This window comes from Hymenobacter sp. UYCo722, assembly GCF_040547115.1.
In the GTDB taxonomy this organism is placed as follows: domain Bacteria; phylum Bacteroidota; class Bacteroidia; order Cytophagales; family Hymenobacteraceae; genus Hymenobacter.
In genome coordinates, this window is the sequence record NZ_JBEPPC010000001.1 from 89,814 (window position 1) to 103,311 (window position 13,498).

The 13,498-nt window shown below is 63.8% G+C and carries 10 protein-coding genes; 3 read left to right on the forward strand and 7 right to left on the reverse strand.

The window, feature by feature from the left end; all coding sequences use genetic code 11:
- Positions 1 to 831 precede the first annotated feature (831 nt).
- Both ABIB44_RS00365 and ABIB44_RS00370 read left to right on the forward strand, forming a co-directional pair.
- Positions 832 to 3,459 carry a cation-translocating P-type ATPase gene (locus ABIB44_RS00365; protein WP_354582632.1) on the forward strand — a complete coding sequence of 876 codons (2,628 nt, stop codon included), beginning with the start codon at positions 832 to 834 and terminating at the stop codon, positions 3,457 to 3,459.
- A gap of 380 nt (positions 3,460 to 3,839) precedes the next feature.
- Positions 3,840 to 4,604 (forward strand): phenylalanine 4-monooxygenase, encoded by a 765-nt coding sequence (locus tag ABIB44_RS00370; protein WP_502916479.1) that lies wholly within the window; start codon positions 3,840 to 3,842, stop codon positions 4,602 to 4,604.
- Between the two features lie 190 nt (positions 4,605 to 4,794).
- Here the strand turns inward: ABIB44_RS00370 and ABIB44_RS00375 are convergent, their stop codons facing one another.
- From ABIB44_RS00375 to ABIB44_RS00400, 6 genes are all read right to left on the reverse strand, one after another.
- On the reverse strand, positions 4,795 to 5,238 hold the full coding sequence (locus ABIB44_RS00375; RefSeq protein ID WP_354582634.1) for a hypothetical protein: 444 nt from the start codon (positions 5,236 to 5,238) through the stop codon (positions 4,795 to 4,797).
- Positions 5,239 to 5,434: 196 nt separating this feature from the next.
- On the reverse strand, positions 5,435 to 5,656 hold the full coding sequence (locus ABIB44_RS00380) for a helix-turn-helix domain-containing protein (protein ID WP_354582635.1): 222 nt from the start codon (positions 5,654 to 5,656) through the stop codon (positions 5,435 to 5,437).
- 446 nt (positions 5,657 to 6,102) lie between these two features.
- Positions 6,103 to 7,563 (reverse strand): L,D-transpeptidase scaffold domain-containing protein, encoded by a 1,461-nt coding sequence (locus ABIB44_RS00385; RefSeq protein WP_354582636.1) that lies wholly within the window; start codon positions 7,561 to 7,563, stop codon positions 6,103 to 6,105.
- Positions 7,564 to 7,831: 268 nt separating this feature from the next.
- Entirely contained in the window at positions 7,832 to 8,827 is a 996-nt protein-coding gene (locus ABIB44_RS00390) for an MlaD family protein (protein ID WP_354582637.1), read from the reverse strand.
- Positions 8,828 to 9,012: 185 nt separating this feature from the next.
- The gene (locus ABIB44_RS00395) at positions 9,013 to 9,792 is read right to left on the reverse strand and encodes an ABC transporter ATP-binding protein (RefSeq protein WP_354582638.1); all 780 of its coding nucleotides are present in this window, start codon (positions 9,790 to 9,792) and stop codon (positions 9,013 to 9,015) included.
- Between the two features lie 9 nt (positions 9,793 to 9,801).
- The gene (locus tag ABIB44_RS00400) at positions 9,802 to 10,560 is read right to left on the reverse strand and encodes an MlaE family ABC transporter permease (RefSeq protein ID WP_354582639.1); all 759 of its coding nucleotides are present in this window, start codon (positions 10,558 to 10,560) and stop codon (positions 9,802 to 9,804) included.
- A 227-nt stretch (positions 10,561 to 10,787) separates the two neighbouring features.
- Between ABIB44_RS00400 and ABIB44_RS00405 the strand changes: the two genes are divergently transcribed.
- Positions 10,788 to 11,039 carry a hypothetical protein gene (locus ABIB44_RS00405; protein ID WP_354582640.1) on the forward strand — a complete coding sequence of 84 codons (252 nt, stop codon included), beginning with the start codon at positions 10,788 to 10,790 and terminating at the stop codon, positions 11,037 to 11,039.
- A gap of 64 nt (positions 11,040 to 11,103) precedes the next feature.
- Here the strand turns inward: ABIB44_RS00405 and ABIB44_RS00410 are convergent, their stop codons facing one another.
- Positions 11,104 to 13,497 (reverse strand): phosphoketolase family protein, encoded by a 2,394-nt coding sequence (locus tag ABIB44_RS00410; protein WP_354582641.1) that lies wholly within the window; start codon positions 13,495 to 13,497, stop codon positions 11,104 to 11,106.
- Position 13,498: the final 1 nt, after the last annotated feature.

A 13,498-nucleotide genomic window follows, 5' to 3' on the forward strand; every position in this document is an offset into this window, starting at 1 on the left:
GTTGCACACCGTAAGGCTGGCCGGGCCGGCCAAGTCCAGGCCGGAACCCAACCGAAGTCAATTGCCCAGAGCCATTTGCAGGTTGGTAGATGGGAGTAGAGGCGCAACATTTGGCGTCTCGTTGTTGCACGGCTCGCGTGCGTACCGCTGGACGATTTCGCGCATCGCCGAGACGCTTAATAATGCGGCTATCATCCGTACTGCAACACGAGAACTGCTCTAAAAAGGGTAGTGGCAGAAGCGTTTTACCGGTTCGGCGATTGGCGGCAATCCTGCCAGGAGCGTGGCCGCTCGCCGGGGCTGGCATTGTGCCGGTGCCAGCGGTGCGGCGCACAGCCGATGCCGCCGGGCCATGAACCGTCCGCGCGTCCGGCCGGCTCCTTGATGAAAGTCATACCAGGGCCTGACATTGCGCAGGTTGTTTATCGTCCGCCCTCCGGTCCTTTGCGGATGTTTCCGGGCTTAGGTAGGCTAGTAGTGGATTCTTGTTAAAATATTATTATATTATATATAATTAATGATTGTGATAAGGCCGCTGGCCAAGCACAACCTGGTAGTGCTTGGCAACCGATAACGCAATCCCCGGCGCGAGGTGGTGGCGGGCTCGCCTCCGCGCCGGATAATAGTTGACCTGGCTGATGGCTTGGTCCGGCCTTTATCCCTGCGGTTAGCCGTGGGTTGGCCTCAAAAAAACGGGCCTGGCAAAAAGTCAAGAAGAAAATAGCAACGCAAAAAGGAAGCCGCTGGCGGCGCGGCCAGCCTTGATGGGGAAATGAAGCTGCCGCCGCCCCTACTCGCCACTACCAATTAATTTACCAAAGCAGCTATCCGATGGATTACCACGTTGCACCAATTGCTGAGGTGGCCGCCGCGCTGCACACCTCGCCGGCGGGCCTCGACGCGGCCACGGCCGGGCGGCAACTGGCCGAGTACGGCCCCAACCAGCTGGCCACCGCGCCGCGGAAAACCGTTGGCCAGCTGCTGCTGCACCAGCTGGCCGATGTGATGATTCTCGTGCTGCTGGCCGCTGCCGGGGTGTCGGTGCTCATTGGCGAGGCCAAGTCAGCCTATGTTATTCTGGCCATTGTGCTGGTCAACGCCGTCATCGGCTTCGTGCAGGAGTACCGGGCCGATAAGGCGATGGAAGCCCTGCAAAAAATGGCCGCCAGCCACGCCCTGGTGTTGCGCGACGGCCAGCCCACTACGGTGCCCACCGTCGAGCTGGTGCCCGGCGACGTGGTGCTGCTCGAAGCCGGCAATGTGATTCCGGCTGACGTGCGCTTTCTGGAAACCCACGCCCTGAAAGTGGACGAGTCGTCGCTCACCGGCGAATCCAGCAACGTGGAGAAAACTCCGGCCGCGCTGCCCGCCGGCGAGTACCCGCTCGGCGACCGGCGGAACCTGGGCTACAAAGGCACCGCCGTGACCAACGGCCGCGCCACGGCCTACGTGACGACGACCGGCATGCACACCGAGCTGGGCAAAATTGCCTCTCTCATCCAGACCGCCGAAGTGATGACGCCGCTGCAAAAGCGGCTGGGCACTCTGGGCCAGCGCTTATCAGTGGCGGCGCTGGGGGCTGGGGCGCTGTTTTTTGGCGTGGGTTGGCTGCGGGGCGAGCCTTGGGAAAACCTGCTGCTGGTGTCCATCTCCCTGGCCATCGCGGCGCTGCCAGAGGCGTTGCCGGCGCTCGTGACCGTGTCGCTGGCGCTGGGCGCGGGCCGGCTCATGAAGAGCCACGCCCTCATTCGCAAGCTGCCAGCCGTGGAAACGCTGGGTTCGGTCACCTACATCTGCACCGACAAAACCGGCACCCTCACCCGGAACCAGATGACGGTGCGGGACCTCTACGAAGTGCCGGCCGTGGCGCTCGCCGGCCTCGCCGATTGCAACCCCCTGCTGACCGCCCTGGCCCTGAACACCGATGCCCGCCACATGGCCAATAACCAATGGCTGGGCGACTCCACCGAAGTAGCACTGGGGCAGTACGCCGAGGAGAAAAAATACACCCGCTCCGCCCTGGAGCATCAGTTTCCCCGGCTGGCCGAGCTGCCCTTCGACTCGGAGCGCAAGTGCATGAGCACGCTGCACCAAACCCCGCAGGGCGTGCTGGTGCTCACCAAAGGGGCCGCCGGCGCGCTACTTGGGCAGCTCGATGCCGGCCAGCAGGGCAGTATTGCTGACCTCACCCGGCGCGTCGATGCGCAGGCCGCGCAGGGCTACCGCGTGCTGGCCTACGCGGCCAGAATGCTGCCCAAGCTGCCTACCGACCTCACGCCCGCCGCCCTCGAAACCGGCCTCACCTTCCTCGGCTTCGCCAGCCTGCTGGACCCGCCCCGCGAGGAGGCTCGCCAGGCCGTGGCCGCGTGCAAAGCCGCCGGCATTATCCCCGTCATGATTACCGGCGACCACAAGCTCACGGCCCGGGCCATTGCCCAAAAGCTGGGCATTATTTCTTCCGAAGCAGAGCTGGTGCTCACCGGCCCCGAGCTAACGGCGCTGGCCGAGCCGGCTTTCGCCGAAATAGTGGAGAAGGTGCGGGTGTATGCCCGCGTCGACCCCGCCCAGAAGCTGCGCATCATCAGCGCCCTGCAGGCCCGGCACCAGTTCGTGGCTATGACCGGCGACGGCGTGAACGACGCGCCGGCCCTCAAAAACGCCGACATTGGCATTGCCATGGGCATCAATGGCACCGAAGTAGCCAAGGAAGCGGCGGCCCTGATTCTGCTCGACGATGACTTCGCGACTATCGTGGAGGCCGTGCGGCACGGGCGGCGCATCTACGCCAACATCCTGAAATTCATCCGCTACCTGCTGGCCGGCAGCGTGGGCGAAATCACCACCTTGTTCTGCGCACCGTTTTTTGGGTTGCCCATTCCGCTGCTGGCCATTCATATTCTCTGGATTAACCTGATAACCGACGGCCTGCCGGGCCTGGCCCTGGCCTACGAGCCATCGGAGCAAAACAGCATGCAGCGCCCGCCCATCGACCCGCGCCAGACCATTTTTGCCGATGGGCTGGGCTGGTTTATCCTGGTGGTGGGGCTGCTGGTGGGCGGGCTCACCATCGGAATGCAGGCCTGGGCCATTCACCGGGGCCTGCCGCACTGGCAAACAATGGCCTTCACGGTGCTTTGTTTCAGTCAGCTGGGCCTGGCGCTGGCTATTCGCTCGCGGCGCGAGTCCATCTTCACCATCGGCCTGCTTTCCAACAAAGCCATGCTGGGGGCGGTGGTATCGACGGTGCTGCTGCATCTGCTCATCATCTACGTGCCCTTTTGCAACACCATATTCAGCACCCAGCCCCTGAGCGCGGCCGAGCTGGCCCTGACCGTGGCCGTGGCCAGCGTGGTGTTTTGGGTGGTGGAGGCGCAAAAGCTCCTCCGCCGGCGGCAGGCCGGGGCCGTGCAGCTGTCGGCGGCGATGCCGGTGCCGGTGGTAGCGGCCTTCGCGGGGTAGCGATGCTGGCTGGCCGGCGGCGTGCTTTGGCGAGGGCAGCGCTTCAGAAAGGGGGGCAGGGAGTTATACTCGTCGGGAAATGAAATGCGAAAATCGGTTGGCCGATGTGGCAACGCGACTCTTCAACCCACGCAAACAACTCCTCCGCTTTAGGCAGTAAAATCAGTTGCTGCTGCTTATTGATTGATAGGAGCATTTTTTACTGCCCCGTCAAACGCATATTCTCTGTAACACCCGCCATTGTTGTAAGTACCCCATTGCGCCCGGTGCGCAGGAAAGATTTGGTTACGGCTCATTTGGCGCAAAAGTGCCGCCTATGAACCATAACTGCTTCCACGGGTTTCATCGGGCATCAGACCATTGCCCGTTTTATGAACCACGTGCCTACTGCTGTTGCCACAGCTCCCCTCCGCGACCAGGACTACGCCCACTACACCGCCGCCGACCGCTGGGTGTGGCAAACCCTTTTTGAGCGCCAGATGCAGGTGCTGCCCACGGTCGCCTCCAGCCGCTTTCTCGAGGGCCTGCCCACGGTCGATTTTCGGGCCGCTAAAATCCCCGATTTTTCTGAAGTGAACCCGCTGCTGGCCCAGGCCACCGGCTGGAGCTTGGTAGCCGTGCCGGGCATCGTGGACGACCGCACGTTCTTCGAGCTGCTGGCGGCTCGCCGCTTTCCGGCTACTACCTGGCTGCGGACTCCGGCCCAGCTCGACTACCTCGAAGAGCCCGATATGTTTCACGACGTATTCGCGCACGTGCCCCTGCTCACGGACCAGTATTTTGCCGATTTCCTGCAGGCCGTGGGCACCCTGGCCCTGCGCTACCTGCACGATGTCCACGCCGTGGAGCTGCTCTCGCGCCTCTATTGGTTTACGGTCGAGTTCGGGCTGATTGTCGAGGGCGACCGGCTGCGCATCTACGGTGCCGGCATCCTCTCCTCGGCCGGCGAAACGAAGTTTTGCCTTAGCGATGAGTCGGCCCGCCGCCCATTCGACGTGGCCCACATCCTGGCCACGCCCTACGTGAAGGACCGAATGCAGGACGTGTACTTCATCATCGATTCGTACGAGCAGCTGGCCGACTGCGTGCCCACGCTGGAGGCCGAGCTGCGGCGGCTGACCCAACAGCCCTCATCCGTTGGCTAGCGGTAGCATCATGACCGTGGCCACTTCAACGCCGACTATGTAAACCCAGATGATTTTATAGTCGCGCAAAAGTAACCCTAGCATATAAGCACGGCGTTCCAGATTCAACACGCTTACTTCTACACACCAACCTGACCTCAACTTAGCATTATCACCTGAGTGCCTCCAGACTGATTATGCCGCCGCGCCATTATTGGCGGGCGTGGGGTGCTTTCATGCCGTTGGTAGTGAGCACGATGGTGTTGCTGATGAAGCTCTCGCAAGTGGCCAGCTCGTAGGTTAGATTCCCGGTGCGGGCATTGGTAATTTGGTCGGCCTGGCAGATTTTGCGGCTCGGGTAGTGGTCAGTGAGGGTGCGGCGCACCGGAAGCGGCAGGGTGCCCAGCGCAATGGCGGTGCCGGTGGCTTCCACGTCGCCCTCGGGGCTGAACCGGACCAGTCGGCGGACCTGGTTTTGCGTGTAGCTGGCCTGGTACCAGCCTTGGGTGCGCTTCCATTTCACATTCCGGGCCTGCGGGTACTGCTGCTGCAGGGCCAGGAAGGCCAGCGGCGGCACCTGCGCATCGGGGATGGCCTGCGCGTGCGAAGCCAGCCCCCACGAATTAGCAACGAAAAGCAAAAAAAAGGTTTTCATAGCAGCGGGCACCCCGGTACCGAATGAGTAGCGGGCAGCCTCGTCAAAAGTACCCGACCCGCTATGCCCGGGCCATGCGAAATCTCATGCCCCAGGGATGAGATTTGTCAATTTTGGCCGATGGCGGAATGATGCAAAAACAACGTTGCGCGAAGCGAAGTCGACGCGTTTTTGCCGCGGGGATAAGCAACGCGGTTCAAACCAGGCGGTTGCGAATCTTCGGCAAGCGCCGCGAGCCGTGATTTTTGGGCTTTTGCTTAAGCAAGCGCCTACCAGTGGGTCGGCGCAGCTTGTCAGGCTCGAGCACTTGGCTGGTGTGCTGGTTTAGGGCAATCAGGCCATCTTGCTTGAACTCGTTCAGGGGGCGGCTCAGCGACTCGGGTGCGGTACCCACCAGGGCGGCCAGCCCGTTGTTCACCAAGTCGCGATTCAGGGCGAGCGCCGCCGATTGATAACGCAGGTGGTGATGCGTAAATGGCGGTATAATGAAGCTGACACGGCATTGGCAACTCCCGGAATTTCACGGGTGCACACTGCCTGGGCAGTCGTACCGTGAGCCCGAAGCAGGTTTTGGCCTGCTTTGATTTCGGTTTCGTTTGCCCGTACGGAGTTATCGGGCCCGCCCATACGCACCAACTCCGCGTCCAGAGCACGCAAGCCGCCCACTATTGCTGCCTGTTGCAACTGGGCTTTTAAGCCGGTTTCGGTTGTCGTGCAGGCGCAGTCCCTGGTTGGTGCGGTGGTGGCAGCAGTGCTGGGGGCGCGCCATGCCTTTTTTGGAATACAACAGGATGCCGGTTAACGCGCCAATGCCAACGCCGGCCAAAGCGGCGGGTAATTCCAGCACGACGTGCTGTAGTTTACTTACCGGGGTGGTGGGCCGGGCCCAAACAGCTGCTGGCGCATGCCCTCATCCCGCCCATATATATCCGCATAAAACCGAAGCTGGCCGGCCACGACCGCGCAGGTGGCGTAGCAGATGTGAAATGGCATTGGCCGCTTCAGAAAAAAATTGCGCGGCTTGGGGGCGGCCTCGCACTGGGCTTCGGTGGGCAGCGCGGCGTGGGCCGCATCGGGGCCTAGTAGGTAGGCGGCCAGGTGCATGGGGTTTTGCACGTGCAGGCAGCTGTGGCCCAGGGCGCGGTAGGGGCGCTCGAACCACTGCGGGTCGGGCCCGTCGTTGAGGTACAGGCCATAGGGATTTGCGAAGGGGAAAATGACGTTGCCCAGCAGGTTGCCGCAACCGGGGCACTGGCGGACGGTGTAAGGGAAATTCTGCGCCGTCACGGTCGTCCAGTTCACGTCCGCACCGTGCAGCTCCCGGCCTTGGGCGTCGAAGAGGCGGTAGTTGTTGTCGGCCAGGAAATCGTGTTCCGAATGGGCCTCGGCGTTGGCCTGCAGATACGGCAATAGCTGCCCGGTAGCAATGCGGCGGGGCACCCGCCACTCCGGGGCGATGGTGAAGGACGTGAGCCGGCTGCTGAGCGTGGGCGTGGGGTTGGCGGGCCGGCCAACCACCACCCGGTGCGTCTGGAGGACCTGGCCGTAGCGCACCACTTCCAGCTGGTAGGCGGGCAGATTCACGAGCACGTATTCGGTTTCCGGAATGGCTGTCCAGCGCCAGCGCTCCAGCGTGACGGCCATTTGCTGGGCCCGCCGAAGCCGGGCGGCGGCATCGCGGCCGGCCGGCTGCCGCCGCCACCGGGCCAACGCCTGTTGCAGTTGCTGGTACTCCCGCTGCTGGGGCTGGCACTGCAACAGCGCCCCGACAACATCCGGGGCCGCCAGCGCCCACGCCAGCCAGGAGGCGGGCGCGAAGGGAACCCCGGCTTTTTCCAGCGGTGAGGGCGTGAATGGATGGAGCTGCCCCCGGCGCAAGTGCACGGCAAACGCCAGCAATCCATCCGTTAGCAGTACATCGAACCGGGCCAGCTGCGCGTGGTGCCGCGCGGGCAACTGCGGCTGGGCCAGCGAATCAGCCAACGCGTGCAGCGCCCCCATGTGGTAGCGCTTGGGCTGTAAGCCAAAGTCTGCGGCCCGGCCAAGCAGGGCCAGCGCCGCGCGGCCCGGCGCTATCAAATGCGTAGTATCGCACCAGGCCGGGGCGTAGGCCCGGTGGCGGTAGAAGGCCTTACTGCCTGGGGCTTGCACGAGTGGCAGAAGCCCGCGACGAGTCAGCGTATCGGGCAATAAGGCCCGGATACGGGCCGCCGGCCCGTTAGGCCCCGCCTGTACCGGATTCCGTTTTAAGGAAGGCCCCGCGCCCGGACTGGCCGCCGGTAGCGTCAGCAAGGCGATGGAGAGCAAGGCAGCTAACGGACGCATGGGAATAAGGTAAAGAAGATGGGGTTGGAAAGTCGCCGTGTCGTTGTGCTCGTCAGTTGTCCGCAACGCCAGCGCAATGCTGCTTCGTTACTGCTGCTGCGGAGCCGCTGCTGTGGCCGAAGCTTTTGTTGCTGGTTCCTTCCTCGTTGCTGGTTTGCAAAGGGCATTCAACCAGCAACGTTTTGCTGCAACTATTGAGCGGCGCTACATCCACCGGCTTTCGCATATAATTTCGTGCTGGATTCCCCGCCTGCCGGTACCGATTGGGCTAATGCGGCTGGCTCACACGCTTCAGCGAATCGGCCGTGGCGCGGGCTTTCTTTTTGGCCTGCTTGCGGAAGTAGCCGCGCAGCAGGAAGTTGTGTTGCAGGGCCGTCATGCTCTGGTTGAGCTTGGCAGTGCTTTGCGCCACGTTGCCCATCGTCTGGCGCACCTGGCGGGCGGCGGCGGTGTCGGCCAGCAGCGTGTGCACCGGGCCCGCGCCGGTTTCCACCTGCCGCTTCAGGCCGGTGAGCGTGGCTGCCAGGGTATCGGAAGTGCCGGCCAGCTGCCGGGCGGCGTGCCCCAGCTGGCCGGCAAACTGCTGGTCCGTCAGCAGGTAGCCGAGCGGGCCCCGGCCCCGGCGCACGCCGTTGGTGAGCTGGGCCGCGTTCTGGGCGGCCTGGCGCAGCTGCGTGGTGGTGGCCATCACGTTGCCCAGGCTCTGGCGCACGTTGGCGGGCAGCTGCCGGTCGTTCAGCAATTGCCAGACGGCGCTGGTATCGAGCTTAGTGGCCATCTGGCGCAGGCGTTGGGTGATGACAACCAGGTTTTTGTTGGAGATGTCGAGGGTGCCGAGCATGGCATCGAGGCTGGCCGGGGTGGTGGTGCGGAGCCGGTCGCCGGCCGCCACGGGTGGGGCGGGGGCGGGCTGCGCCGTCAGGTTGATGATGGTGTTGCCCACCAGCCCGTCGGTGCCGATGGTGGCCACCGCGTTGCGGCGCACGAAAGGCTGCGCGTCGGTATTCAGGCTCATGGCCACGCGGATGGTGCTGTCGTTCACGATGGTAATCCCCTTCACCGTGCCCACCGTGATGCCGCCCAGGCGTACGTTGTTGCCCGTGAGCAGCCCCGAGACGTTCCGAAAATCCGCCTCAATGACCAGGCTGCGGCTGAACAGGTTCTGCTTGCGGCCCAGCAGAAACAGCACGGCCAGCAGGCACCCCAGGCCCGCCAGCACGAACACGCCTAGGCGAATAGAATTTCCGACGGGACGCTGCGGCATGGGGGGTAGTGGTTAATGGTGAACGGTTAATGGTGAACGGTTAATGGTATGTGGAAAAAGAACGTCATGCTGAGCACAGCGCAGCGGAGCCGAAGCATCTCTACCGCTTCGTTGCAATGACACTGATTACTTGAACGGTAGAGATGCTTCGGCTTCGCTCAGCATGACGTTTTTTTACCTCATCGTCACACAAAAAAGTCGTGCACTTGCGGGTCGGGATTCGCTTGCATGCCCGCGTAGGTGTCCTCCGCGTAGCAGCGGCCTTCGGCGAGCAGGGCCACGCGGTCGGCGGTGAGGCGAACGCAGGCCAGGTCGTGGGAGATGATAAGGGCGGAAGTGTTATACTTTTTCTGCACGTTGCGGATGAGGTGGTCGATTTCACGGCCAGTGATGGGGTCCAGGCCCGTGGTGGGCTCGTCGTAGAGAATAATTTCGGGCCGCAGGATGAGCGTGCGGGCCAGCGCAATGCGCTTGCGCATGCCGCCCGAGAGCTCGGCCGGCATTTTGGCGGCGGTATCGGCCAGCCCCACGTCTTCGAGGGCCTGCTTCACCAGCTCAGCTTCTTGGGCCGGGGTGTGGGTTAGCCACTGCCGGCGCAGCGGGAAGAGCAGGTTTTCGCGCACCGTCATCGAGTCGTACAGCGCATTGCTTTGGAAGAGGAAGCCCAGCTTGGTGCGCAGCCGGTCGAGGCCGTCGTGGTCGAGGGTGGCCACGTCCTGGCCCAGCACGGTGATGGTGCCCGAATCGGTTCGCAGCAGGCCAATGACGCACTTGATGAGCACCGACTTGCCCGCGCCCGACTTGCCCAGCACCACCACGTTTTCGCCCCGGTGCAGCGTGAGCGAGAAGTTCTGCAATACATGGTTTTCGCCAAACGCCAGGCTGACACCGGCAATCGTCAGCACCGCTTCTGCCGGATTGGCGGCGGGGGCGGCAGCGGGCGCAGGTGCGGGAGCGGGGAGCATGGCGGCCGGTTAGTAAAGCCCCATCAGGGTGCTGATGAGCACGGCTAGCAGGTCGAGCAGGAAAACGGCCAGCGAGCCGGCCACCACTGCCGAATTGGCGGCCCGGCCCACGCCTTCGGTGCCTTTGTCGGCATAATAGCCTTTGTAGCAGCCGATAATCCCGATGGCAAAGCCGAAGAAAAAGGTCTTTATCACCGCCGGCAGCACGTCGCCGAAGGTCAGGCGCGCCACAATCTGGTTGGTGAACAGCGCCACGGTGGTCACGCCGCTCATGTTAATGCCCAAGTAGGCCGCCAACAGCCCGATGGCGTCGGAGAGCACCGTGAGCACGGGCACCATGAGGGTGGCCGCCAGCACCCGCGTCACCACCAGGTACTTGAAGGGGTTGGTGCCCGATACGCTCATGGCGTCAATCTGCTCGCTCACGCGCATCGAACTCAGTTCGGCCCCGATGGTGGAGCCCACCTTGCCGGCCACCATCAGCCCCGTAATAATGGGGCCCATCTCCTGAATAATGGTTAGGCCCACCATCACCGGAATCCACGAATCGGCCCCGAACTGCACCATCGTCGGCCGCAGCCGCAGCGTGAGCACCATGCCCATGATAAATCCCGTGAGGCCTACCAGCGGCAAGGACTGGTAGCCAATGACGTAGCATTGGTACAGCAGCTCCCGCACCTCGTAGCGCGGCCGGGCTCCCTCGCGGAAAACCCGCCCGGTAAACCGGGTGATGGTGCCGGTTTCGACTAGGATGGAGCTAATGGACACGACACAGCGTTAAGGAACGGGAAACCGCCCGGTGGATGCGTCACCAGCGACTAGCAATAAAAGTACTCGCCCCCCTTGCTAGCCTGCATGACGCAACGCAGGCGAAAACCTGATATAAATCAAGTTGCCTTGCCTCGTTGTGGTAGGACTGATGCACAGCAGCTTTCTCGCAGCGGTTCGCCACGGTGGCCAGCGTACCGTTGCGGCGTCCCTGGGCGCGGGGCTGCGTGAGCTCGCGCAAAACCCCCAGGGCCTCGTTGCTGCGCCCCGACTGGTACACCGGAGTGCCCGCCACCACCAGCAGCGCCACGATAAGCGTGATGGCTTTCTCGGCCCGGCCCCAGGCGGAATACGTCGCGCAGAGTGGCCAGCAAGCCGGAGCCGTTGGCCTCGGGCAGCACGTTGCAGCCGGGCATGGCCCGCGCGGCGGCATCGGTGAGGCCAGGGGCGGTGGTGGGCTGCATTGGGGGTGGTTGTGATTAGTGGAACGTCATGCCTCGGCTGCGCTCGGCATGACGTTCTTTTTCGTGTTGTTCTGCTTCACTACATTTTCCACTGCCACTCCCGGATTTCGGGCATGTCCTCGCCGTGATGAGTGATGTAGAGGGTGTGCTCGACCAGCTTATCCTTGATAAACTGCTTGAGGTAGGCCCCCTTGTTGCCCAGGCTGGGCACGCGGTCGAGCACGTCGAGCACGAGGTGGAAGCGGTCGAGCTCGTTGAGCACGGCCATGTCGAAGGCCGTCGTGACGGTGCCTTCCTCGCGGTAGCCGTGCACGTGCAGCTGCTGGTTGTTGGCGCGGTTGTAGGTGAGACGGTGTACCAGCCAGGGGTAGCCGTGGAAGGCGAATACCACCGGCTTGTCGCGCGTAAACAGGGCGTCGTAGTCGGCATCGCTCAGGCCGTGAGGGTGCTCGGTGCTGCGCTGCAGCTTGAGCAGGTCGACCACGTTCACAACCCGGATTTTTAGCTCCGGCAGGTGCTCGCGCAGGATGCTGGCGGCCGCCAGGGCTTCGAGCGTGGGCACATCGCCGCAGCAGGCCAGCACGGCATCGGGCTCCGCGCCCTGGTCGGTGCTGGCCCAGGGCCAGAGGCCGATGCCTTCGGTGCAGTGCTTCTGGGCGGCGTCCATGGTCAGCCACTGCGGGCCGGGGTGCTTGCCGGCCACAATCACGTTCACATAGTGGCGCGAGCGCAGGCAGTGGTCCATCACCGAGAGCAGGCAGTTGGCATCGGGCGGCAGGTACACGCGCACGATGCTGGCTTTCTTGTTAATAACGTGGTCGATGAAGCCCGGGTCCTGGTGCGTGAAACCGTTGTGGTCCTGCCGCCACACGGTGCTCGTGAGCAAGTAGTTCAGCGAGGCCAGCCGGCGGCGCCACGGGATTTCCAGCGTCAGCTTCAGCCACTTGGCGTGCTGGTTAAACATCGAATCGACGATGTGCACGAAGGCTTCGTAGCTGTTGAACAGCCCGTGCCGGCCCGTGAGCAGGTAGCCCTCCAGCCAGCCCTGGCACTGGTGCTCGCTCAGCATTTCGAGTACGCCCCCGTCGGGCGACAGGAACTCGTCGTTGATTTCCACGGCCGCATTCCACTGCCGGTCGGTGGCCTCAAATACGGCTTCCAGGCGGTTGGAGAGCGTCTCATCAGGCCCGAAGACGCGGAAGTTGCGCGGCTCCGCGTTCAGCCGCAGCACGTCGCGCAGAAACTGGCCGGTTACGGCCGTGTCGCTGGCCAGCACCGCGCCCGGCGCGGGCACGGCCACGGCGTAGTCGCAGAAATCGGGCAGGTGCAAATCGCGCAGCAGCTGGCCGCCGTTGGCGTGCGGGTTGGCTCCCATGCGGCGCAGGCCGGTGGGGGCCAGCTCGGCCAGCTCGGGCCGCAGGCGGCCCTCGGCGTCGAATAATTCCTCCGGCTTATAGCTTCTGAGCCAGGTTTCCAGCTGCGCCAGGTGCTCGGCCGGGGCGCTGGCCGACACGGCCAGCGGCACCTGATGCGCCCGGAAGGTGCCCTCGTTGGGCCGGCCGTCCACGGTGGCCGGGCCGGTCCAGCCTTTGGGCGAGCGCAACACCAGCATGGGCCAGCGCGGGCGGGTGAGGTCGCCGGTTTCGCGGGCGTGGAGCTGGATGGCCAAGATGTCGGCCACTGCCTCGTCTAGGGCCGCGGCCATGGCCTGGTGCATCAGGGCGGGCTCGTGGCCTTCCACGTAGTAGGGCGTCCAGCCGTAGCCGCGCAGCAGCTGGTCGAGCTCCTCGGGCGTGATGCGGGCCAGCACCGTGGGGTTCGAAATCTTGTAGCCGTTGAGGTGCAGGATGGGCAGCACCGCGCCGTCGCGGGCCGGGTTGAGGAACTTGTTGGAGTGCCAGGCAGTGGCCAGCGGGCCGGTTTCGGCCTCGCCGTCGCCAATCACGCAGGCTGCGATGAGGTCCGGATTATCAAACACCGCCCCAAAGGCGTGGCTCAGCGAGTAGCCCAGCTCGCCGCCCTCGTGCAGCGAGCCCGGCGTCTGGGGCCCGGCGTGGCTCGAAATACCCCCCGGAAACGAGAACTGCGTGAACAGCCGCTGCAGCCCGGTTTCGTCCTGGCTGATGTTCGGATACACCTCGCTGTAGGTACCTTCCAGGTAGGTGCCGGCCACCACCGCCGGCCCGCCGTGCCCCGGCCCGGACAGGTAAATCATGTCCAAATCGTGCGCCTTAATGACGCGGTTGAGGTGGGTGTAGATGAAGTTTTGGCCCGGTGTGGTGCCCCAGTGTCCCAGCAGCATCTTTTTGATGTGGGCCAGGGCCAGCGGCTCGCGCAGCAGGGGGTTCTCGCGCAGGTATATCTGGCCCACCGAGAGGTAGTTGGCCGCCCGCCAGTAAGCATCGATGCGGTGCAGCATTTCCGGTGGGAGGGGGGTGGCGGCGGGCGCTACGATGAGGGCTTCAGTTTGCATA